The 21720-nt window shown below is 71.8% G+C and carries 22 protein-coding genes and 1 tRNA gene; 16 read left to right on the forward strand and 7 right to left on the reverse strand.

The features are described 5' to 3' along the window. Positions 1-48 precede the first annotated feature (48 nt). The 5 genes from J2W21_RS04765 (at position 49) to J2W21_RS04785 (ending at position 4379) form a co-directional block, all read left to right on the forward strand. A complete protein-coding gene (locus J2W21_RS04765) occupies positions 49-690 on the forward strand; it encodes a CDP-alcohol phosphatidyltransferase family protein (RefSeq protein WP_307113357.1) in 642 nt (213 codons plus the stop codon). After that, positions 690-1622: a DMT family transporter gene (locus J2W21_RS04770; RefSeq protein WP_307113358.1), complete on the forward strand. Its 933-nt coding sequence runs from the start codon at positions 690-692 to the stop codon at positions 1620-1622. Before J2W21_RS04765 ends, J2W21_RS04770 begins: the two co-directional genes overlap by 1 nt. A gap of 63 nt (positions 1623-1685) precedes the next feature. After that, positions 1686-2903 (forward strand): glycosyltransferase, encoded by a 1218-nt coding sequence (locus J2W21_RS04775; RefSeq protein ID WP_307113359.1) that lies wholly within the window; start codon positions 1686-1688, stop codon positions 2901-2903. A gap of 51 nt (positions 2904-2954) precedes the next feature. Next, positions 2955-3028 (forward strand) — tRNA-Ile (locus tag J2W21_RS04780). A 163-nt stretch (positions 3029-3191) separates the two neighbouring features. Continuing rightward, positions 3192-4379, forward strand: a complete 1188-nt coding sequence (locus J2W21_RS04785; protein ID WP_307113360.1) for an acyl-CoA dehydrogenase family protein — start codon at positions 3192-3194, stop codon at positions 4377-4379. A 31-nt stretch (positions 4380-4410) separates the two neighbouring features. Here J2W21_RS04785 and J2W21_RS04790 read toward each other — a convergent pair whose 3' ends face one another. Next, complete coding sequence (locus J2W21_RS04790; protein ID WP_307113361.1) at positions 4411-4977, reverse strand: M23 family metallopeptidase; 567 nt, start codon at positions 4975-4977, stop codon at positions 4411-4413. Between the two features lie 470 nt (positions 4978-5447). Here J2W21_RS04790 and rpsB point away from each other — a divergent pair, with 470 nt between their 5' ends. The 6 genes from rpsB to J2W21_RS04820 all read left to right on the forward strand — a co-directional run bounded on the left by rpsB (position 5448) and on the right by J2W21_RS04820 (position 10499). Further along, positions 5448-6347 carry a 30S ribosomal protein S2 gene (rpsB, locus tag J2W21_RS04795; protein ID WP_307113362.1) on the forward strand — a complete coding sequence of 300 codons (900 nt, stop codon included), beginning with the start codon at positions 5448-5450 and terminating at the stop codon, positions 6345-6347. Positions 6348-6470: 123 nt separating this feature from the next. After that, on the forward strand, positions 6471-7307 hold the full coding sequence (gene tsf, locus J2W21_RS04800) for a translation elongation factor Ts (protein ID WP_307113363.1): 837 nt from the start codon (positions 6471-6473) through the stop codon (positions 7305-7307). 132 nt (positions 7308-7439) lie between these two features. Beyond that, positions 7440-8243: a UMP kinase gene (pyrH, locus tag J2W21_RS04805; RefSeq protein WP_307113364.1), complete on the forward strand. Its 804-nt coding sequence runs from the start codon at positions 7440-7442 to the stop codon at positions 8241-8243. Between the two features lie 108 nt (positions 8244-8351). Beyond that, positions 8352-8909 carry a ribosome recycling factor gene (gene frr, locus J2W21_RS04810; RefSeq protein WP_066497164.1) on the forward strand — a complete coding sequence of 186 codons (558 nt, stop codon included), beginning with the start codon at positions 8352-8354 and terminating at the stop codon, positions 8907-8909. Beyond that, complete coding sequence (locus J2W21_RS04815) at positions 8909-9871, forward strand: phosphatidate cytidylyltransferase (protein WP_307113365.1); 963 nt, start codon at positions 8909-8911, stop codon at positions 9869-9871. Before frr ends, J2W21_RS04815 begins: the two co-directional genes overlap by 1 nt. Positions 9872-9923: 52 nt before the next feature. Further along, on the forward strand, positions 9924-10499 hold the full coding sequence (locus tag J2W21_RS04820) for a DivIVA domain-containing protein (protein WP_307113366.1): 576 nt from the start codon (positions 9924-9926) through the stop codon (positions 10497-10499). Positions 10500-10540: 41 nt separating this feature from the next. On the opposite strand, the gene J2W21_RS04825 is transcribed toward J2W21_RS04820, so the two are convergent. The 4 genes from J2W21_RS04825 to J2W21_RS04840 are packed head-to-tail and all read right to left on the reverse strand — an operon-like array spanning position 10541 to position 14374. Continuing rightward, entirely contained in the window at positions 10541-12025 is a 1485-nt protein-coding gene (locus tag J2W21_RS04825; RefSeq protein ID WP_307113367.1) for a sodium/solute symporter, read from the reverse strand. Beyond that, positions 12022-12420 carry a hypothetical protein gene (locus J2W21_RS04830; RefSeq protein ID WP_307113368.1) on the reverse strand — a complete coding sequence of 133 codons (399 nt, stop codon included), beginning with the start codon at positions 12418-12420 and terminating at the stop codon, positions 12022-12024. Before J2W21_RS04830 ends, J2W21_RS04825 begins: the two co-directional genes overlap by 4 nt. Beyond that, positions 12417-13148, reverse strand: a complete 732-nt coding sequence (locus J2W21_RS04835; RefSeq protein ID WP_307113369.1) for a LytR/AlgR family response regulator transcription factor — start codon at positions 13146-13148, stop codon at positions 12417-12419. The genes J2W21_RS04830 and J2W21_RS04835 overlap by 4 nt, the downstream gene beginning before the upstream one ends. A gap of 5 nt (positions 13149-13153) precedes the next feature. Further along, positions 13154-14374, reverse strand: a complete 1221-nt coding sequence (locus tag J2W21_RS04840; RefSeq protein WP_307113370.1) for a histidine kinase — start codon at positions 14372-14374, stop codon at positions 13154-13156. Between the two features lie 179 nt (positions 14375-14553). Here J2W21_RS04840 and J2W21_RS04845 point away from each other — a divergent pair, with 179 nt between their 5' ends. Together J2W21_RS04845 and J2W21_RS04850 are read left to right on the forward strand one after the other, a co-directional pair. Continuing rightward, complete coding sequence (locus J2W21_RS04845) at positions 14554-14949, forward strand: DUF485 domain-containing protein (protein ID WP_307113371.1); 396 nt, start codon at positions 14554-14556, stop codon at positions 14947-14949. Then, positions 14946-16550, forward strand: a complete 1605-nt coding sequence (locus J2W21_RS04850; protein ID WP_307113372.1) for a solute symporter family protein — start codon at positions 14946-14948, stop codon at positions 16548-16550. Before J2W21_RS04845 ends, J2W21_RS04850 begins: the two co-directional genes overlap by 4 nt. Positions 16551-16711: 161 nt before the next feature. Here J2W21_RS04850 and J2W21_RS04855 read toward each other — a convergent pair whose 3' ends face one another. Together J2W21_RS04855 and J2W21_RS04860 are read right to left on the reverse strand one after the other, a co-directional pair. Continuing rightward, positions 16712-17236 carry a hypothetical protein gene (locus J2W21_RS04855; protein WP_307113373.1) on the reverse strand — a complete coding sequence of 175 codons (525 nt, stop codon included), beginning with the start codon at positions 17234-17236 and terminating at the stop codon, positions 16712-16714. A gap of 21 nt (positions 17237-17257) precedes the next feature. Beyond that, positions 17258-17734 (reverse strand): Lrp/AsnC family transcriptional regulator, encoded by a 477-nt coding sequence (locus J2W21_RS04860; protein WP_307113374.1) that lies wholly within the window; start codon positions 17732-17734, stop codon positions 17258-17260. Positions 17735-17899: 165 nt separating this feature from the next. Between J2W21_RS04860 and pdhA the strand changes: the two genes are divergently transcribed. The 3 genes from pdhA to J2W21_RS04875 are packed head-to-tail and all read left to right on the forward strand — an operon-like array spanning position 17900 to position 21467. Beyond that, on the forward strand, positions 17900-19024 hold the full coding sequence (gene pdhA / locus J2W21_RS04865) for a pyruvate dehydrogenase (acetyl-transferring) E1 component subunit alpha (protein ID WP_307113497.1): 1125 nt from the start codon (positions 17900-17902) through the stop codon (positions 19022-19024). Next, the gene (locus tag J2W21_RS04870) at positions 19024-20043 is read left to right on the forward strand and encodes an alpha-ketoacid dehydrogenase subunit beta (RefSeq protein WP_307113375.1); all 1020 of its coding nucleotides are present in this window, start codon (positions 19024-19026) and stop codon (positions 20041-20043) included. Before pdhA ends, J2W21_RS04870 begins: the two co-directional genes overlap by 1 nt. Continuing rightward, entirely contained in the window at positions 20040-21467 is a 1428-nt protein-coding gene (locus J2W21_RS04875; RefSeq protein ID WP_307113376.1) for a dihydrolipoamide acetyltransferase family protein, read from the forward strand. The genes J2W21_RS04870 and J2W21_RS04875 overlap by 4 nt, the downstream gene beginning before the upstream one ends. Positions 21468-21720 lie beyond the last annotated feature (253 nt).

A 21720-nucleotide genomic window follows, 5' to 3' on the forward strand; every position in this document is an offset into this window, starting at 1 on the left:
GGGGGGAACGCGAGCGATGCGGGGCCATGAGTGGGCGGAGCGGTCCCCGTGAGGCTCTTCGACGCCGGCGCGCGTCCCGGGCGCGGACAGACCGAGACGGATGCCGTCCTGACCCTGCCGAATGTCATCACCATCCTGCGGTTCCTCGGCGTGCCACTGTTCATGTGGCTCGTCCTCGGACCTCGGGAGTACGGATGGTCGGTCGTGGTGCTCGCCGTCATGGGCAGCACTGACTGGGTCGACGGGTACGTCGCGCGGCGGCTCGGCCAGACCTCGGCCCTCGGCCGGGTCCTCGATCCCGCCGCGGACCGCCTTGCGCTCCTGGCCGTCGCGCTCACCCTCGTGCTCGCCGATGTCGTGCAGTGGTGGTACCTCGCCGCGCTCCTGGTGCCGGACGTCGCCCTCGGCATCGCTTCGCTCTTCTACTTCCACAGCCACCCGGACCTCCCGGTCTCCAGGGTCGGCAAGGTCCGCACCGCCCTGCTCCTCGTGGGAACCCCGCTCCTCGTCCTCTCCAAGCTCGCCCTGCCGGGCGCCTCCCTCTACTCGGCTGCGGCGTGGGCCTTCCTCGTGCTCGGCCTGCTCGGGCACTGGGTCGCGGCGGTGAACTACTTCCGCGCGATCGTCGCCAAGGGGCGGCCGGTCCGGAAGGGCCGGCTCGGGGACGGCAGCAGGGAGGCTGGCTGCTGATGGTGTGGTTCGCCGTGGTCCTCGCCGTGCTGGGCGCCTTCTTCCTCGCGATCGGCGCCCAGCGCCAGGGGAGCGCCGTCAAGGCCGACATGGGCGGCCTGGCGCTCAGCTCGCGGGGATTCGTCCGCCTGGTGAGGAACCCGCGCTGGGTCCTCGGGCTCGCGCTGCTCGGGGCGGGAATGCTGTGCAACATGGTCGCCCTCGTCTCGGCCCCGCTGACCGTCATCCAGCCGATCGGTGCCATCGCGCTTGTGATCACGACGGTGGTGAACTCGAAGGACCAGGGCATCACGATCAACCGGCCGACCGTCGTCGCGATCAGCTCCTGCGTCACCGGCTCGGCGCTGTTCGTCCTCCTCGCCGTGAACGCGACCGTCGAGAACCACCACGTCGGCCCAGACGCCGAACTCACGATCGTCCTCCTGCTCGCCCTCGCGGTGGGGGTCTTCGGCTCCCTCGCCGCGATGTTCCGCCACCGGCTCGGTGCCTTCGTCTACATCCTCGGCGCCGGCGTGCTGTTCGGTTTCGTCGCCGTCCTGACCCGCATCATCGGCCGCGACCTCCTGGCAGCCAACGGCCAATTCCTGCTCAACGTCCAGTGGTACTCCGTGGTCGCGATCGCCGCGGCCGGCGGACTCGGCTCGTGGTTCGTCCAGAACGCCTACTCCTCCGGGCCTCCGGACCTCGTCATCGCGGGCCTGACGGTCATCGATCCGATCGTGGGCATCGCGATAGGCATCACCATCCTCGGTGAGCTGCGTCCCGATGTGCCGCCAGTGCTCGCGTTGTCCATGGTCGTGGCCGCCCTCGTTGCTATCGTGGGGGTCATTGCCCTGTCCCGGCACCACCCCGAGGTCGCGAAGCGGAGGAAGGACGCCGCCCGCGAGCTCCGGGGAGGATCCGGGCCCGATGCACGTTCCCACGCCGGCTGATGCCCACCCGCCACCGGCACAGCGGAGCCGGAACAGCCGGCCCGCCCGACCAGGAGAGCCCTCGTGACACTGCCTGACTCCGACACGGACCTGACCAGCAAGCCGCTGACGATCCTCATCGGCGCCGACACCTACCCGCCGCACGTCAACGGCGCAGCCCAGTTCGGCTACCGCCTCGCCAAGGGCATGACCGCTCGCGGGCACCACGTCCACGTTGCCGCGGTGCGTTCCGACAGGGGCAAGAGCTTCACCGAGGTGCGGCCCGAGGCCACCGTGCACCGCCTCCGCTCCCACTCGGTGCCCACCCACGAGTACTGGCGCATCGTGTTCCCCTGGGAGGTGAAGAAGGAGATCGCGCTCCTCTTCGACCACGTCCAGCCGGACGTCGTGCACATCCAGAGCCACTACATGATCGGCGAGCACGTCCTGTACGAGGCGGTCCGGCGCGGCATCCGCGTCGTGGCGACGAACCACTTCATGCCGGAGAACCTCAACCCCTTCCTGCCCTTCCCGCAGTGGTTCATCGACATTGTCGGCCGCCAGTCGTGGAAGGACATGGGCAAGGTCATGGGCCAGGCCGACGTCGTCACGACCCCCACGCCGCTCGCGGCGCAGGCGATGCACGACCACGCGTTCCTAACCGACGTCCTCCCGCTCTCCAACGGCATCGACATTGCGGCCTATGAGCCGCGGCCCGACGAGACCGTCCAGAAGAACCAGTACCCGACCGTGCTGTTCGCCGGCCGACTGGCCGAGGAGAAGCACGTCGACGTGCTGATCAAGGCCATCGCCAAGACCCCTGCCGAGCTCGACGTGCACCTCGAGATCGTCGGCGGGGGAGAGGTGCGCCCCTCCCTCGAGAAGCTGGTGGACAGCCTCGGCGTCCGCGACCGCGTGCGCTTCCTGGGGCTCGCCCCCGACGATGAGCTGCGGCTCGCGTACCTGCGCGCCGACCTCTTCTGCATGCCCGGCACCGCCGAGCTCCAGTCCCTCGTCACGCTCGAGGCGATGAGCGCCTCCACCCCCGTGGTCCTCGCCGACGCGATGGCCCTGCCGCACCTCGTGGCCGACGGCGAGAACGGCTACCTCTTCAGGCCCAACGACAGTGACGATCTTGCCGCGAAGATCACCGCCGTCCTGAGCCAGTCGGAGCAGGAGCTGGCCCGCATGGGGGCCGAGAGCCACCGCATGGTGCAGAAGCACGGCATCAAGGCGACCCTGGACACGTTCGAGGCCCTCTACCGCGGCACGGACCTAGGGGGAGACCTGGCCCGCGCGTAGCCCGGCGCGGCGGTGCCACTAGGATGAGATGGTCCCGCCCGCGCGGGACGGGGGGCGTTAGCTCAGCCGGTTAGAGCAGGGGACTCATAATCCCTTGGTCGTGGGTTCAAGTCCCACACGCCCTACCCGCAGGGCCCGGGGCCAGCCATGGTTCCGGGCCTTCGTCGTCCCGGCCGCTCTGTGACCTGCCGTCTCACCGGCCGTCCGGGCGGTTGTGGAAACCGGGCAGGGCAGCGTATGTTACTGACCAGTAGTTACCCATCAGTAGCACCATGACCGGGAGACCCCATGTCCCAGCACCGCAGCGCGGCCGACCTTCCCTACGCCGACGGCGACTTCTACTCCTTTGAGGCCCTGCTGGCGGACAAGGAGCGCGACCGCCTCCACGAGGTGCGCGAGTGGCTGGGCCGCGAGGTGGCACCGATCGCGGTCGACTGCTGGAACCGCGCCGAGTTCCCGCACGAGCTCGTCCCCCGCCTGGCGGAGCTCGACGTCATGAGCCCCATCCGCAGGCAGGGCCACTCGAGTCTCCTGGCCGGACTCCTCCATGCCGAGTTCACCCGGGCCGACGCGTCGATCGCCACGTTCATGGGAGTGCACGACGGCCTCTTCACGGGCTCGCTCGAGCTCCTCGCCTCCGAGGAGCAGAAGGCGAAGTGGCTTCCGGAGGCCTACTCGCTCGAGAAGATCGGGGCCTTCGCGCTCACTGAGCCCCTCGGGGGCTCCGACGTGGCCGGGGGCACCCGCACGACCGCCCGCCGGGAGGGCGACGAGTGGGTCCTCAACGGGGCCAAGCGCTGGATCGGCAACGCGACCTTCTCGGACTGGGTCGTCGTCTTCGCCCGCGACGTGGCGGACAACCAGGTCAAGGGATTCCTCGTCGACACGGCGCTGCCCGGCTACCGGGCCACCAAGATCGAGAATAAGATCGCGCTGCGCACCGTACAGAACGCCGACATCACCCTCGACGACGTCCGCGTCCCGGCCGAGTTCAAGCTCGCCCACGCCAACAGTTTCCGGGACACGAACAAGGTCCTCAAGGTCACGCGGCTCGCGGTCGCCTGGCAGGCGGTGGGCCAGCAGCTTGCGGCCTTCGACGTGGCACGGCGGTACGCAGTCGAGCGCGAGCAGTTCGGCCGCCCCATCGCCTCCTTCCAGCTCGTCCAGGACCAGCTCGTGACCATCCTCGGCAACGTGGTGAGCTCGCTGGGCATGATGGTCCGGCTCGCACAGCTCGAGGACGCGGGGCAGGCCCGCGATGAGCAGTCCGCCCTCGCCAAGGCCTTCACTACCGCACGGATGCGCGAGAGCGTCGCGATCGGCCGCAGCCTGCTCGGCGGCAACGGGATCGTGAGCGACTTCGGCATGGCCAAGGTGTTCGCCGACGCCGAGGCCATCTACTCCTACGAGGGCACCCACGAGATCAACACCCTCGTCACCGGGCGCGCCATCACCGGCATCTCGGCGATCGTCTGACCGACAACGCGGCGCCCACGCCCGGCGCCGCTCAGGGCGGGCCCTCCCACGGAAGGAGCACCGAGGGGCGCCGGTCCTCGATGAAGGCGAGCGGGTCGACGTAGTCGTCCCCGCGGCGCACGCCCCAGTGCAGGCAGGCGCCGTCGGCGCAATGGACCGCCCCGGAGGCCGACAGCACCCCGAACTCCTCGCCCCGGGCCACGGCCGAGCCGACCGGAACGGTGGCCTCGACGGGCTCGAAGCTGCTGCGGAGCCCGCCCCCGTGATCGATCGTGACCACCGGGCGGTCCACGACGCGCCCGCTGAAGGACACCCTCCCGGCCTGCGGCGCCCTGACCGGCATGCCGGGCGCCGCCGCCAGGTCGACGCCGCGGTGGCCCGACAGCCACGGGCGGGCGGGCGGATCGAAGGGGCGGGCGACGGCGGGCCGCGGCTCGAGCGGCCACGTCCAGCCTGCCTCCGCGGCCGGCCCTGCGAGGGGCGGGAGCGCCGCGGCCGTCGCCGGGCCCAGCGGCGCGAGCAGCGCCGCCACGAGGGCCAGAGCCGCCGCCAGGCGGACGGCTACGGGCGGGCGGGCTGGCCGGTGGGCAGTGTCCATGGCCTCAGGATGCCGGAGGCGGTGCGGGCCCGGCAGGGCGCAGGACGCCTATGTGGACGACCGGCCGCAGACCGGCCGGCGGGTGGGCAATGTCCCCCGGGGGCTGGAGGTGCCGAGGAGGCCCAGGCGCCGCCCCCGGGCGTGTCGCGCTGTAGTACACTGGGAACCGCGGCTTTCGAGCCCGCTTCGCTGTGCCGGATTCAGTGCTCTGCCACCCGGCCCGGTCCGCGGGGGAGGAGGCCGACTCCGCGCATCCAGCGCCTCGTCTCCCTCATCGCCCGGCCCCGGCCGGCGCATGCCGGGAGAACGGCACTGCCAGCCCATCGGTCCGCGACTGCGGTAGGGCGGGGAGGGGATGCCAGGGACGGACGGCCACCCGGCCGTCGTCGTCAGTAACCGTCAACTATGGCAGGGGCAAGGGCCGACCAAGGGTCGCCCTCGGAGAAAGACCTGCCGGAAGGAGCGTCGGCATGCCCGTCGTTACCATGCGCCAGCTGCTCGACAGCGGTGTCCACTTCGGCCACCAGACCCGCCGTTGGAACCCGAAGATGAAGCGCTTCATCCTCACCGAGCGCAACGGCATCTACATCATCGACCTCCAGCAGTCGCTGTCGTTCATCGACCGCGCCTTCGAGTTCGTCAAGGCCACGGTCGCCCACGGCGGCACCGTGCTCTTCGTCGGCACCAAGAAGCAGGCCCAGGAGGCCATCGCCGAGCAGGCCACCCGCGTCGGCCAGCCGTACGTCAACCAGCGCTGGCTGGGCGGCATGCTCACCAACTTCTCCACGGTTGCCAAGCGCATCCAGCGCCTCAAGGAGCTTGAGGAGATCGACTTCGAGGACGTGGCCGGTTCGGGCCACACCAAGAAGGAGCTCCTCATCCTCCAGCGCGAGAAGGACAAGCTCGAGAAGACCCTCGGCGGCATCCGCAACCTCTCCCGCACTCCGTCCCTCCTCTGGATCGTGGACACGAAGAAGGAGCACCTCGCGGTCGACGAGGCCAAGAAGCTCGGCATCCCGGTGGTGGCCATCCTCGACACGAACTGCGATCCCGACGAGGTCGACTTCCCGATCCCGGGCAACGACGACGCGATCCGCTCCGTGAACCTCCTCACGCGCGTCGTGGCCGACGCCGTGGCCGAGGGCCTCATCGCCCGCCAGAACCGCGGTTCCGGGTCCGAGGGCGCGCAGGCCGAGCCGCTCGCCGAGTGGGAGCGCGAGCTCCTCGAGGGCGAGAAGGCGGAGGCTCCCGCCGAGGCCCCGGCCGCCGCAGAGGCTCCGGTCGCCGCCGAGGCCCCGGCCGAGGCCCCGGCCGAGGCTCCGGCCGCCGCCGAGCAGCCTGCCGAGCAGTCTGCCGAGGGCACGAACTAACTCGACCAAGACCCTCTCCGCGTGCCGTGAAGGACCGGAGGGCCGCCGGCAGGATGGCCGCCCCACGAGGCGGCCATCCTGCTGGCGGAAAGACCTGCAGAACATACGAGACGAGGGGTTCATATGGCGAACTACACCGCCGCTGACATCAAGGCCCTGCGCGAGCGCACCGGCGCCGGCATGATGGACGTCAAGAAGGCTCTTGACGAGGCCAACGGCGACGCCGAGAAGGCCGTCGAGATCATCCGCATCAAGGGCCTCAAGGGCGCCACCAAGCGCGAGGGCCGCTCCACCGCCGAGGGCCTCGTGGCCGCCAAGGTCGAGAACGGCGTCGGCGTCATGGTCGAGGTCAACTGCGAGACCGACTTCGTGGCCAAGTCCGCCAAGTTCATCGAGCTCGCCGACAAGGTGCTCGCCACTGCCGTCGCCTCGGGCGCTGCCGACCTCGAGGCCCTCCTGGCCGCGGACGTCGACGGCAAGCCGCTGAGCGAGTACGTCGTCGAAGAGGGCGCGGTCCTCGGCGAGAAGGTCGCCGTCCGCCGCATCGCCCGTGTCGAGGGCGCGACGGTCGACGCCTACCTCCACAAGACGTCCAAGGACCTCCCGGCCCAGGTCGGCGTCCTCCTGGCCGTGAACGGCGAGGGCGAGGCCGCCGACGCTGCCGCGCATGACGTCGCCGTGCACGTGGCCGCGATGGCCCCGAACTACCTCCGCCGCGAGGACGTCCCGGCCGACCTCGTCGAGTCCGAGCGCCGCATCGCCGAGGAGACCGCCAAGGCCGAGGGCAAGCCGGAGGCTGCCCTGCCGAAGATCGTGGAAGGCCGCGTGACCGGCTTCTACAAGGGCGAGGTTCTCGTCGACCAGGCGTTCGCCAAGGACGCCAAGAAGTCCGTCGGACAGGTGCTGTCCGAGGCCGGCGTCGAGGCGACCGCGTTCGCCCGCTTCCGCGTCGGCGCGTAGCGCGCACACCAGAGGGGCGGCCACTTCGGTGGCCGCCCCTTTGCTGTGGCCGCCGCCGCGCAGGCCCCCGGCAAGTGCCGCTACTCTAGACGCAGGCTCCAGCCCAGACGCTCCACACGAGGGGACACATCCATGGAATCCGTAACGACCGCCGACCCCGCTATCCCCTCCACCGCCGACGAACCCCTGGCCGAGACGGCCGCGGCTGCCTCGCCCGTCGACGACCCGCAGCCCCACCGCCGCCGCGTCCTGCTCAAGCTCTCCGGGGAGGTGTTCGGCGGCGGCAAGCTCGGCGTCGACCCTGCCACCGTGCGGGGAGTGGCCGAGCAGATCGCCGCCGCAGTGGACGAGGTGGAGATCGCCATCGTCGTGGGCGGCGGCAACTTCTTCCGCGGCGCCGAGCTCTCCCTCTCCGGGATGGACCGCTCGCGCGCGGACTACATGGGGATGCTCGGCACGGTCATGAACTGCCTCGCGCTCCAGGACTTCCTCGAGCAGGCTGGCGTCGAGACCCGCGTGCAGAGCGCCATCACCATGGGCCAGGTCGCCGAGGCGTACATTCCGCGCCGCGCGATCCGGCACATGGAGAAGGGCCGGGTCGTGATCTTCGGCGCCGGGGCCGGCCTGCCCTACTTCTCGACCGACACCGTCGCCGCGCAGCGGGCCCTCGAGGTCCACGCGGACGAGGTGCTCATGGCCAAGAGCGGGGTCGACGGCGTGTACACCGCGGACCCCAAGAAGGACCCTGACGCCGTCAAGCTCGAGCACCTCACCTACGACGAGGCCCTGCGCCGGGACATCCGGGTCATGGACCAGACCGCCATGACCATGTGCAAGGACAACCGGCTCGACATGGTCGTGTTCGGCATGGAGGGCGAGGGCAACGTCACGAAGGCGATCCGCGGCGAGTGCCTAGGCACCCGCGTGACCGTCTGAGGGCCACCCACATACGGCTAGGATGTTCCTAGTCCCCTCCGGCGGGGGCCGGCGCCGCGCGCCCGGCCCCCGCCGTACGCTGCAAACGAAGTCCACAAGGAGTGCGACGTGATCGAAGAGACCCTGCTCGAAGCCACCGAGAAGATGGAGAAGGCGGTCGAGGTGGCCAAGGAGGACTTCGCGTCGATCCGCACGGGCCGCGCCAACCCCGCGCTGTACGCGAAGGTCATGGTGGACTACTACGGCACGCCCACCCCGCTGCAGCAGCTGGCCTCCTTCCAGGTCTCGGACGCCCGCACGATCCTCATCACCCCGTATGACAAGAGCGCCCTGCGCGACGTCGAGAAGGCGCTCAGCGACTCCGAGGTCGGCGCCAACCCGTCCAACGACGGCAACGTGATCCGCGTGGTCCTGCCGGAGCTCACCCAGGAGCGCCGCAAGGAGTACGTCAAGATCGTCAAGGGCAAGGGCGAGGACGCCAAGGTCTCGATCCGCAGCATCCGCCGCAAGGCCAAGGAGTCGCTCGACAAGCTCGTCAAGGACGGCGAGGTCGGCGAGGACGACGGCGTGCGCGGCGAGAAGGAGCTGGACTCCCTCACGAAGAAGCACGTCGATGCGGTCGAAGACCTCGTCAAGCGCAAGGAAGCCGAGCTGCTCGAAGTCTGATGAACGCGCCCCAGCCCGACGCGCCGAGCTCGGGGCCCCCTTCCTCAGACGGACACGTGCCGGGGGACGGGCCCCCCGGACTGCGCCGCGACCGCAAGCCCAAGCCGCTCTCGCGCGCCGGCCGCAACCTGCCCGCCGCCATCTCGGTCGGCCTCGCCCTGCTCATCGTGCTGCTCGCGGGCCTGTTCCTGTGGCCGCTGGGCTTCGTGCTGATCGCCGTCGCGGCCGCCCTCCTGGGCGTCTGGGAGGTGTACCGGGCGCTCGAGACGCATGGGACCAGGATCCCGGCGGTGCCGGTGCTGGCGGCGGCCGTGGCGATCCCCGCCACCGCCTACTTCGGCGGCCAGGAGGCCCAGCTGTTCGCGCTCCTGGCCAGCTGCGCGGCGGTGCTCCTGTGGCAGAGCCTCGAGCATCCCGAGGGCGCCGCGCGGGGCGTCTTCGCGGGCGTGTTCGTGGTCCTGTGGATCCCGTTCCTCCTGGGGTACGCCGTGCTCCCGCTGCACGCGACCACCCCGCCTCCGGGCCTTGGCCTGTGGCAGGCCGGCGCGGTGCCGCACGCCACCCTTGAGCTCGCGCTGACACTCCTGCTCGTCGTGGCCAACGACACGTTCGGCTACATCGTGGGCGCGAGCCTCGGCCGGCACCCGATGGCTCCCAAGATCAGCCCGAAGAAGTCCTGGGAGGGCTTCGCCGGTTCAGTCGGCGGGGCGATGGTCGTGGGCGTCCTCGGAGCGGTGCTCCTGCTGGGCCGGCCCTGGTGGGAAGGCCTCGTGCTGGCGGTGGTCATGGTCGGCGCGGCGACCGCGGGCGACCTCGCAGAGTCCATGGTCAAGCGCGAGCTGGGGATCAAGGACATGAGCAGCATCCTCCCGGGCCACGGCGGCATGATGGATCGCCTCGATTCGATCCTCTTCGCCACGCCGGCGGCGTTCCTGGTCTTCAGTCTCCTGCCGGGCTCCTAGCGGGCAGGTTCCCATGATGGTCTTTCGATCACTCCAGAGAGGACGCACACACGTGGCGCACACCGAGGACAGCGCGGCGGCAGGGTTCGATCGGGTCGGCCGCAGCGACCTGGGCTACAGCCCCAAGCAGGTTGAGAAGTTCATGTCGGCGGCCCGGGACTTCCTCGAGGATCCGTCCGCACCGGCCGTGACGAGCCACGACGTCCGCACGGTCTCGTTCGACGCCGTCCGCGGCGGCTACGACGCCACCGAGGTCGACGCCGCGCTGGACCGCCTCGAGGACGCCTTCGCCCGGCGCGAGCGCGACGAGCTGATCCAGCACTCCGGGGAGGACGTCTGGCTGCGCGAGATCGGGCAGCTCGCCGGGGTCCTCCGCGGGCGGCTTGTCCGCGCCGACGGCGAGCGGTTCCGCCGGCCCTCGAGCCCGAAGGCGCCCAGCTACCACGTCGAGGACGTCGACAGCCTGTGCGTCCGTCTGCTCGACTACCTCGAGCACGGCTCGCCCATGAGGGCCGACGATGTGCGCACGGCCGTGTTCCGGACCGTCACGGGCCAGGAGGGCTACGAGGAGACGCAGGTCGATGCCTTCCTCGACCGCGTCGTCGAGCTCATGGCCGCCATCGACTGAGCGCACGACGCCGGCCGCGCGCCGTGCGCTGCCGGGGCGCCTCAGCGCCGCGGTTCGGGCGAATGGAGCCGCACGAGGAAGCGGTCGGCGCTCCGCGGGACGCTGCGCCTGCTCGCGCGCGAGACTGCGATCATGACCGTGAAGGCGAGCGGCACGGTCCAGGCCGCCGGCTGGGCGCACGCGACGGCCAGCGGCGACACCCGGGCGGCCTCGCCCCAGGCGCCCGCGCCCAGCGCGGCGGAGGCAACGAGCGCCCCGCCGCAGGCGACGGCGCCGACCGTCATGCCGGCGATGGCGCCCGCCGGCGTGAGCCGCCGCCACCAGATGCCGAGCACGAGCAGGGGGCAGATTGTCGAGGCCGTGAAGGCGAACACGAGTCCCACGCTCCCGGCGAGGCCCTGGCCCCCCATCCCCACGGCGAGCAGGAGGGGAACGAGGGCGGAGAACGCCGCGGCCGTCCTGAAGCCGCGCACGCTCCCGCCGAACAGCTCCTGGCTGATGACCCCGGCGACCGAGACGAGCAGCCCCGAGGCCGTGGACAGGAAGGCGGCCATGGCGCCGGCGAGCACGAGCGCCGAGAGCGCGGTCCCGAGCGGGCCGGCGAGCAGCCGCTCCGGCAGGAGGATCGCGAGGGCGTCGCCCTGGGCGGTGAGGTCCGGCGCGGCGAGCCGGCCGATGAGCCCCACCGCGGTGGGGAAGACGTAGAAGACGGTCAGCAGCCCGAGCACGATCACCGTGGTCCTCCGGGCCGAGACCCCGTCCGGATTGGTGTAGAAGCGCACGAGGACGTGGGGGAGCCCGAGGGTCCCGAAGAGCAGGGCGAGCAGCAGCGAGAAGGTGCGGTAGCCGCCGTCGGACGTCCCAGGGGCGGGAGGCAGGCCCGCCAGCCCGTCCGCCGGGGCCGCCGGCAGCCCGCGGCCGGCGACCAGCAGCGTCAGGAACACCGCGGGGACGGCGAGGCACGCGAGCTTGAGCCAGAACTGGAAGGCCTGGACGAACGTGATCGAGCGCATGCCGCCGAGCATGACGGCGAGGACCACGACGGCGACCACGGCCGCCGAGCCGGCCCAGCCGGGCAGCCCGGTGGTGATCCGCACCGCGAGCGCGGCCCCCTGCAGCTGCGGGATGATGTAGAGCCAGCCGATGAGGACCACGAGGACGCTCGTGGTGCGCCGGGCCGCGAGCGAGCCGAGCCTGGCGGCGGCGAAGTCGGGGATCGTGTACGCGCCGGAGCGGCGCAGGGGCGCGGCGACGAACAGCAGGAGCATGAGGAACCCGGCCGTGTACCCGACCGGATACCACAGGGCCTGGGATCCGCTGACCATGATGAGCCCCGCCACCCCGAGGAAGCTGGCCGCGGAGAGGTACTCGCCGCCGATGGCCGACGCATTCCACCAGGGCCTCACCGTGCGGGAGGCGACGTAGAAGTCGCTCGTCGTGCGGGAGATCCGCAGGCCGTAGAAGCCCACGAGGACCGTGGCCGCCGCCACGGCGCCGAGCGCCGCGAGGCCGATCGCCGGCGTCACGGGTGGTCCTCGAGGAGCTCGGCGTAGCGCTGTTCCGTGCGGTTCGCGGCGCGGTAGTAGGCCACGGCCGCGACGAGTGCCGCGGGGTACGGCAGCGCCCCGACCAGCAGCCACACGAGCGGGACACCCGGGAGCCAGGGCAGGTCCCCGGCCGCCTCCGAAATGATCCACAGCACGGCCACGGCGGTGAGGAACGCGCCCGCGACGAGCGCCGCAAGCCGGAACTGGGAGCGCAGGAGAGAGCGCAGCACCACACCGCCGAGTTCCGACTGCTCCGCCACCTCGCGCGAGAGCGGAGGCGTCCTGGGCGCCCTGGCCGCGCTCGAGGCCGGCGCGGTCACGCGCACCCGCCGCGAGCGGTCGATCCGCCGGTCGCCGGCGTCCGGGGACGTCACGGCCGTGGCCGGATCCGGCCCGCGGCCAGGCGCTCGCGCAGGCCGGGCAGGCAGCGCCGGCTCACGGGGAGCTCCGATCCGCCGGCCAGCACGGTCGGCTGCGGGCCGCCGAGCCGCAGCTGCTGCACGGCGTCCATGGCCACGAGGTAGGAACGGTGGATCCGCACGAAGCCCGCTGGACCCCACTGCCGCTCGAGGTCTGTCAGGGGAACCCGGACGAGGTAGGTGCCCTCCCGGGTGTGCAGCCGGGCGTAGTCGCCCTGCGCCTGCACGAACGCCACGTCGTCGCGGCGGATCATCCGGGTGACTCCGCCCTGCTCGACGGTGATGACCTCGGGCGCCTCCGCCTGCGGGCCGCGCGACCCCTCGCGGGCCTCGGCGACCCGCGCCACGCAGCGTTCGAGCCGCTCGGGGCGGACCGGCTTGAGCAGGTAGTCGACCGCGGCGAGGTCGAACGCCTCGAGGGCGTGGTCGTCGTCGGCGGTGACGAAGACGACGGCGGGCGGCGCCGCGAAGCGGGCGATCACCCGGGCCAGCTCGAGCCCGTTGAGGCCGGGCATGTGGATGTCGAGGAAGAGGGCATCGATCTCCTCGCGTTCGAGGAGCTTGAGGGCCTCGGTCCCGGACGTCGCCGAGTGGACCGCGCCGATGCGGTCGTCGCGGCCCAGCAGGTAGGTCAGCTCCTGCACCGCCGGCAACTCGTCGTCGACGACGAGGGCACTGATCATGCGGCTCAGTCTATCGGCGGGCGCACGTCGTGCTCCGGCTGCGACTTCGGGATGCGCAGGGTGACGAGCGTGCCGTGCCCGGGGGCCGTCTCGATGACGAGGCCGTGGTCGTCGCCGTACACCTGCCGCAGCCGCGCATCCACATTCCGCAGGCCCACGTGGATCCCGTCTGCGTGGCCGGCGAGGACCTCGCGGAGCCGCTCGGGGTCCATGCCCGCGCCGTCGTCCTCGATCTGCACGAGTGCCTCGTGCGGGGAATCCGCAGCAGTGATGCTGATGTGCCCCGTCTCCTCCCGGGCCTCGAGGCCATGCCGCACCGCGTTCTCGACGAGCGGCTGGAGGCTCAGGAAGGGAATGGGGACGCCCAGCACCTCGGGAGCGATGCGCAGGCTCACTTGGAGCCGCTCCCCGAAGCGGGCGCGCTCGAGCAGGAGGTACTGGTCGATGCTCCTGAGCTCCTCCGCGAGGGTCGTGAAGTCACCGTGCCGGCGGAACGAGTACCGGGTGAAGTCCGCGAACTCGACGAGGAGCTCCCTCGCCCGTGCGGGGTCGGTGAGGATGTAGGAGGCGATCGCGGTGAGCGCGTTGTAGATGAAGTGCGGGCTGATCTGCGCCCTCAGCGCGCGCACCTCGGCCTCCATGAGCAGCGTCCTGGACCTGTCCAGCTCGGCGAGCTCCGCCTGGGTCGCCACCCAGTCCGCGACCTCGCGGGTGGCGCGCACGAGTCCCGCGCCCGCCGAGGGCGAGAACGCCACGACTGTGCCGATCACCCGCGCGCCGGCGCGCACCGGGGCCACGACGGCTCCGCGCAGGCGGCAGTCTGCCTCGGCGCAGCCCACGGCCGCGCACGCGACCTCGTCCCCGTCCGCCACCCGGGCGCGCCCGTGGGCGAGCGTCTTCGCGGCCAGCGCCATCACGGCGTCCGCGTGCGCCGGGCTCTCGCCGTCCCAGGCCAGCAGCCGCGAATCGTCGGTCAGGGCGAGTGCGGGGGCGCCGAGCATGGAGCGCAGGTGGTGGGCGGCCTTCGCCGCGCCCTCGGGGCCGAGGCCGCCGCGCAGGGAACGGCCGGCCTGCGCCGCCGAGTGCAGGATCGTGTAGCTCGCGCGCTCCGCGTCGCTGCCGAACTCCCGGCGCGTCCCCCAGGTCCGCCAGGCGACGGCGCCCACGGCCACACCGGCCACCAGCACGAGGGCCAGGGCGGCGAGCGTCAGGGCGTCGGGGGACATGATGCAAGGCTAGCCGCACGCCGCTGCCGCTCGGCGTCGGCCGGGCACCGTTCGGCGCACGCTCGCGGCCGCTCGGCGCTCACCCGCCGGGGGCTCTGGCTGGCGGGCGGGGAGGGGCGCAAAAGTGATGTGCATCACGCATCCGCCGGAGACTGCGCCGGCATACGTCAGGAGGACCCATGGGCAACGACGCCTCCCGGGACGCGAGGGCCGGCACGGCCCCGCACCCGGACTTCCAGCTGGTTCAGTCCAGCCCCGAGTTCCGCGCGCTGCGCGCCAGCCACCGCAGCTTCGTGTTCCCGATCGCCGGTGCATTCCTGCTCTGGTACTTCCTCTACGTCCTGCTGGCGGACTACGCCCATGACTTCATGTCCATCAAGCTCGCCGGCAGCATCACGGTGGGCCTGGTGCTCGGCCTGGCACAGTTCGTGAGCACGTTCGCCATCACCGCCTGGTATGTGCACCATGCCAACAAGAAGCTCGACCCGGCAGCGGAAGCCATCCGGAGCGAGATCGAGCTCGGCGACGCGTCGCAGGGGGCCCGCGCCGCAGGCAGCGAGGGGAGCGCCCGATGAACGTCGCCGCAAGCCTCCAGAGCAGCACGTGGCTCAACATGTCGATCTTCGCGCTGTTCGTGGCCGTCACGATCGTGATCGTGATCCGCGCGGGCCGGAACAACAAGACCGCCGCCGACTACTACGCGGGGGGCCGGTCCTTCACCGGCGGCCAGAACGGCACCGCCATCTCGGGCGACTACCTCTCCGCCGCCTCGTTCCTGGGCATCACCGGCGCGATCGCCGTCAACGGCTACGACGGCTTCCTCTACTCCATCGGCTTCCTCGTCGCATGGCTCGTCGCGCTGCTGCTCGTCGCCGAGCTCCTGCGGAACACGGGCAAGTTCACCATGGCGGACGTCCTCGCGTTCCGCCTCCGCGAGCGCCCCGTGCGCATCGCGGCGGCCATCTCGACCCTCGCGGTCTGCTTCTTCTACCTCCTGGCCCAGATGGCGGGGGCCGGGGGCCTGATCGCGCTGCTCCTGGGCATCTCCGACTGGGGAGGCCAGGCGGTCGTCATCACCGTGGTCGGCGCGCTCATGATCATGTACGTGCTCCTCGGCGGCATGAAGGGCACCACCTGGGTGCAGATCATCAAGGCCATCCTGCTCATCGCGGGGGCCTTCGTCATGACCGTCATGGTGCTGGCGATCAACGGCTTCAACCTCTCCACGCTCCTGGACAGCGCGGTGCACACGGCCGGTGCGGGCGGCGAGAAGCTGCTCAACCCGGGCCTCGCCTACGGCAAGGACGGCACCTCGAAGCTCGATTTCGTCTCCCTCGGCCTCGCGCTCGTCCTCGGCACCGCGGCCCTGCCGCACGTGCTGATGCGCTTCTACACCGTGCCGACCGCGAAGGAGGCCCGCAAGTCGGTCGTGTGGGCGATCTGGATCATCGGCGCCTTCTACCTCTTCACGCTCGTGCTCGGGTACGGCGCGGCGGCGCTCATCGGCGCGGACACGATCAAGAAGGCGCCCGGCGGGGTGAACTCGGCGGCGCCGCTGCTCGCGTTCCAGCTCGGCGGCCCGCTCCTGCTCGGGTTCATCTCCGCGGTCGCGTTCGCCACGATCCTCGCGGTCGTGGCCGGCCTGACGATCACGGCGGCAGCCTCGTTCGCCCACGACATCTACGCCAACGTCCTCGCCAAGGGCCGGACCACCCCGGCCTCGGAGGTCAAGGTGGCCCGCCGCACCGTCGTGGTGATCGGCATCTTCGCGATCGTCGGCGGCATCTTCGCCAATGGCCAGAACGTCGCCTTCCTCGTGGCCCTCGCCTTCGCGGTGGCGGCCTCGGCCAACCTGCCCACGATCCTCTACTCGCTCTTCTGGAAGAGGTTCACCACCCAGGGCGCGCTGTGGAGCATCTACGGCGGCCTTGGCTCGGCGGTCCTGCTCATCGCCTTCTCTCCGGTGGTCTCCGGGTCGAAGACGTCGATGATCCCGGGCGCGCACTTCGCCTGGTTCCCGCTGAGCAACCCGGGCATCGTCTCCATCCCGCTCGCCTTCGCCCTCGGCTGGCTCGGGACGGTCCTCGACAAGCGGCGGGAGGACCCCACCAGGCAGGCGGAGATGGAGGTCCGGTCCCTCACCGGTGTGGGCGCGGAGAAGGCGGTCTCGCACTAGCGCTACCCCCTCGCGCACGACGGCGGGCGGCGGCTCCCAGCAGGGGGGGGCCGCCGCCCGCTGGGGGTTCCAGGGCGCCCGCCGCGTTCCGGACAGCGGGCCGCGTTCCGGGCAGGGGGCCGCGTTCCGGGCAGCGCGAGCCGGGACCACGCCGTCGTGCGTCAGCGGGGCTGGATCCTGATGCCGTCGAGCATCAGCGGATCGCCCTCCCACCTGTAGGAGAGGTCGAACGCCCGGGTGCCGCAGACGAGCACCCCCTCGGCCGTTCCGCGCGGGCGCTGTCCGGCGCGGGCCAGCGAGTCGGCCCGCTGGATGTCCGCGGCGCACGTCGAGTCCACCTGCAGCTCGGTGAGTCGGCTCGTGAGCTCGGTCTCGCTCAGGTGCTCCTTGAGGGCGGGGGTGAACTCGCCGTAGGCGCGGGAGAGGTTGCCCGAGGCGAGGTCGGCGCTCATCTGCTCCGAGGCCCGCTTGACGCCCGCGCCGGGGCTGAACACGACGAGGGCCAGGACCACGGCCGCGGCGCCCGCGAGGAGGACTGCGCCGCCGCCCACGCCCAGCCCGATCCACAGCCAGGGGCTCCGTTTCCTCGGTGGCCCGCCCGGGCCGGCCCACAGCTCCTGCGGCGTGGGCTCGTGGGGCCGCTCCATGCGGGCTTGGCTCTGGTTGGGCAGCTGGGGGAACGTCATCGTGCGGGTCAGTCCTCGGCGCTAGGCGGGCGGTCGGGGGCCCCTCGCGAGGAGCGGGTCCATCCTGAATGGTATGAGGTCGCCCATGGCGAGGGCAGTATCAGTCCGCTCGACGCCGTCCACAGCGAGGATCTTGCCATTGATCCTGAACAGGTCCTCGGCATCGAGGGCGACGACGCGGAGCAGGAGGTCGGCGGTCCCGGTGAGGCCGTGTCCCTCGAGGACCTCGGGGATCCCGGCGATCTGCTCGGTGATCTCAGCGAGCTTGCGCTGCTGGACGTGGACCGTGATGAACGCCAGCAGGGGGTAGCCGAGGGACGCCGGGTTGATGCGCCGGTCGAAGCCGAGGAACACGTGCCCGGCCTCGAGGCGGGCGAGCCTCGCCTGCACCGTGTTCCTCGAGAGCCCCAGGTCCTGGGCGAGGGCCACGACGGTGCGGCGGGGGTCCTCGGAAAGCGCCCGCAGGATGCGGGCGTCGGTGGCGTCGACGACGTGCATGCTGCGCAGGCTAGCACGCCCCGGACAGGCCGATCTGGGCATCGTGCCCAATGTCGGCGCGATTGGTTGTACCCCCTGATGGTTGTGAGTATGGTCACATTAACCCGGCGGCCCACAGGCCTCCCGAGATCAGAGAGGGATGCGTACCCAGTGTCCAGCTACCAGATGTCGACCGGCGACGACGGCTCGCCGATCCAGCTTCTCTCCCCCCACGGCGAACGCCGGCCCCACGAACGGTACGACAGCCTCGTCGCCGACCTCGGCCCCGTGACCCTCGCCTCGCTCTACGAGGACATGGTGGTCGCCCGGCGCATCGACGCCGAGGGCACGGCACTCCAGCGCCAGGGCCAGCTCGGCCTCTGGCCGCCGTTCCTCGGCCAGGAGGCCGCGCAGATCGGCTCGGCCCACGCCATCGCACCCGACGACTTCATCTTCGCCAGCTACCGCGAGATCGCGGTCGCCTACGCCCGCGGCGTCCCGCTCCCGGACCTCATGCGGCAGTGGCGCGGCGCCGCGAATGCGGGCTGGGACCCGTTCCGCCACAACATGGCACCGACCCAGGTGGTGATCGGCGCCCAGTCGCTGCACGCTGTCGGGTACGCCATGGGGGTGCAGTTCGACGGGGCGGAGACCGCCGTCATCACCTACTTCGGGGACGGCGCCACGAGCCAGGGCGACGTGAACGAGTCGATGGTCTTCGCGGCCAGCTTCCAGGCGCCGGTCGTGTTCTTCTGCCAGAACAACCACTGGGCGATCTCGGAGCCCGTGGGCGTGCAGGCGCACGTGCCGATCGGGCTGCGCGCGCCCGGATTCGGCATCCCGAGCGCGCGGATCGACGGCAACGACGTCCTCGCCTGTCTGGCCGCGACCCGCGAGGCCCTCGGCCGCGCCCGGTCGGGCAACGGCCCCTCGTACATCGAGGCTGTCACCTACCGGATGGGCGCCCACACCACCGCGGACGATCCCACGAGGTACCGCGACGCGAACGAGCTCGAGGACTGGCGCGGGCGCGACCCGATCGCGCGGCTCGAGGCGTACCTGCGCGCCGAGGGCGTGCTCGACGACGCCCTCCGGGCGCGGGTCGCCGAGAAGGCCGACGACGTCGCGGCCACCCTGCGCGAGGCCACCATCCACATGCCCGATCCCGCGCCGGCGGAGCTCTTCGAGCACGTCTACGCCGGGCCGCACTCGGCCCTGGACCGGCAGCGCGAGCACTTCGAGAGATTCCACGCCGGGTTCGACGACCATGCCGCGCACACCGCCGGCGCACACACGGAGGGGGCCCGCTGATGCCCGGGATGACGTTCGCCAAGGCCCTCAACGCGGGCCTGCGCAAGGCCATGGAGCGGGACCCCAAGGTCGTGCTCATGGGCGAGGACATCGGCCGCCTCGGCGGGGTGTTCCGCATCACCGACGGGCTCCAGAAGGACTTCGGCGCCCACCGGGTCATCGACACGCCGCTCGCGGAGTCGGGCATCATGGGCACCGCGATCGGCATGGCCTACCGCGGCTACCGCCCGGTCGTGGAGATCCAGTTCGACGGCTTCGTGTACCCGGCCTTCGACCAGATCGTCTCCCAGGTCGCCAAGATGCACTACCGCACCCGCGGCGCCGTGACCCTGCCGATCACCCTGCGCCTGCCCTACGGCGGGGGCATCGGCTCGCCCGAGCACCACTCGGAATCCCCCGAGGCCTACTTCGCGCACACCGCCGGGCTGCGCGTCGTGTCGCCGTCGACGCCCCAGGACGCGTACACGATGATGCAGGAGGCCATCGCGTGCGACGACCCGGTGGTGTTCCTCGAGCCCAAGCGCCGCTACCACGACAAGGGCGAGGTCGACGAGGCGCTCGAGCCGGGCGCAGGGGCGCTGTCCATGGGCTCGGCCCGGGTCGCTGCCGAGGGGAGCGACGTCACCCTCGTCGCCTACGGGCCGATGGTGAAGACGTGCCTCGACGCCGCGGTGGCCGCCTCCGACGAGGGGGTGTCCGTCGAGGTGATCGACCTGAGGTCCCTCTCGCCGGTGGACTACGGCCCGCTCGAGGCGTCCGTGCGGAAGACGGGACGGCTCGTCATCGCGCACGAGGCCTCGCAGACGCTCGGGCTGGGCGCCGAGCTGTCCGCCGTGCTCACCGAGCGGTGCTTCTACCACCTCGAGCACGCCCCGGTGCGGGTGACCGGCTTCGATGTGCCCTACCCGCCGTCCAAGCTCGAGTTCCACCACCTGCCGGACCTGGACCGGATCCTCGACGGAGTGGACCGGGCCCTGGACAGGCCCAACTCCCTCAGCGGGATGGAGGAGGACGCATGAGCGCGGCCACGGTCGACCAGGGGGCGGGCTCCGTCACGCGGCCCTTCCTGCTCCCGGACCTGGGCGAGGGGCTCACGGAGTCCGAGATCGTCTCCTGGCGGGTCGCGGTGGGCGATTCCGTCCGCCTCAACCAGGTGATCGGCGAGGTCGAGACGGCCAAGGCCGTCGTCGAGCTCCCGAGTCCCTACACCGGCACCGTCACCGCGCTGCTCGCCGAGCCGGGGGACGTCGTCGCCGTCGGCGCGCCGATCGCCGAGTTCGAAGTGGCGGCCGACGCCGGCCGCCCGCCCGCCGCTGCCGGCTCGCCGACGTCGTCGGGCACGGCGGGGGAGGCCCCCCGGCGTCAGGCGACGCTCGTGGGCTACGGCGCCATGCCGGAGACCGGGGCGCGGCCAGCGCGCCGCGCGCGCCTGACGGTGGTCGGGCAGCCCCCTGCCGTCCCGTCGGCACCGCCGGTTGGGCCCCGCGGAGCCGCGGCGGCGCCTGCCCCGGAACCGGAGCGCGCGGGCGCGGAGCCGATGCCCCGCCCGGCGGAGCGGCCCCGCTCCACTCCTCCCGTCCGCAAGCTGGCCAAGGACCTCGGGGTGGACCTCGCGGACCTCGAGGGCACGGGCCCCCGCGGGCTGATCACGCGCGACGACGTGCTCGCCTCGATCGGGACCGGTGGGGCCGGCGCGGCCCCCGCCGCAGGCGCACCGGCCGCGCAGCCCGCCGGCGGCGCCGTGCGCGAGACCCGGACGCCGATCAAGGGCGTGCGCAAGCACACCGCGGCCGCAATGGTCGCGAGCGCGTTCACCGCTCCCCATGCGAGCGAGTTCCTCACGGTGGACGTGACGCCGGCGATGGAGCTGATCGGCCGGCTGCGCGAGAGCCGCGCGTTCGCGGGCCAGAAGGTCACCCCGCTCACGCTCGTCGCGAAGGCCGTGCTCATCGCGCTCCGCAGGAGCCCGTCGCTCAACTCGCGCTGGGACGAGGAAGCGCAGGAGATCGTCCAGTACCACTACGTGAACCTGGGCATCGCGGCCGCCACGCCCCGGGGGCTCGTGGTGCCCAACATCAAGGATGCGCAGGAGCTCTCGCTGGCCGATCTGGCGGGGGTGATCGGCGCCCTCGCCCAGACGGCGAAGGACGGGCGCACGGCGCCGGCCGACCTGTCCGGGGGCACGATCTCGATCACGAACGTCGGCGTCTTCGGAGTGGATGCGGGCACTCCCATCCTGAACCCCGGCGAGGCCGCCATCCTTGCGATGGGCCAGGTCCGCAGGCTCCCCTGGGAGCATGAAGGACAGGTCGCGCTGCGCCAGGTCATGACGCTCTCGCTCTCCTTCGACCACCGCCTCGTGGACGGCGAGCAGGGGTCCAGGTTCCTCGCGGACGTCGGCGCGATCCTCGCCGATCCGGGCATGGTACTCACCATGGTGTGACCCCGCCGGAAGCCCGGCCTGCCCCCGGAATCGCGGGCGGGCCGGGCTTCCGTCTGCCCGGCCCGGGCCGGCACCCGTAGTCCGCCGACGGCGGCCGAGTACCCGCCCAGTGGCCCCCTCGGCGGACCCTGCGTACACCCCCCGAAATCCCCCGAGTAGGGGCCCGCGGAGTACCCAGAAAGACGGGTACGCATTACTCGGGCGCCCCATGGGCCCCAATTTTTACGCTCCTTCTATCACGCCGCCGGCAGCC

Source organism: Sinomonas atrocyanea, from assembly GCF_030811715.1.
GTDB classification, from domain to species: Bacteria; Actinomycetota; Actinomycetes; order Actinomycetales; family Micrococcaceae; genus Sinomonas; species Sinomonas atrocyanea_A.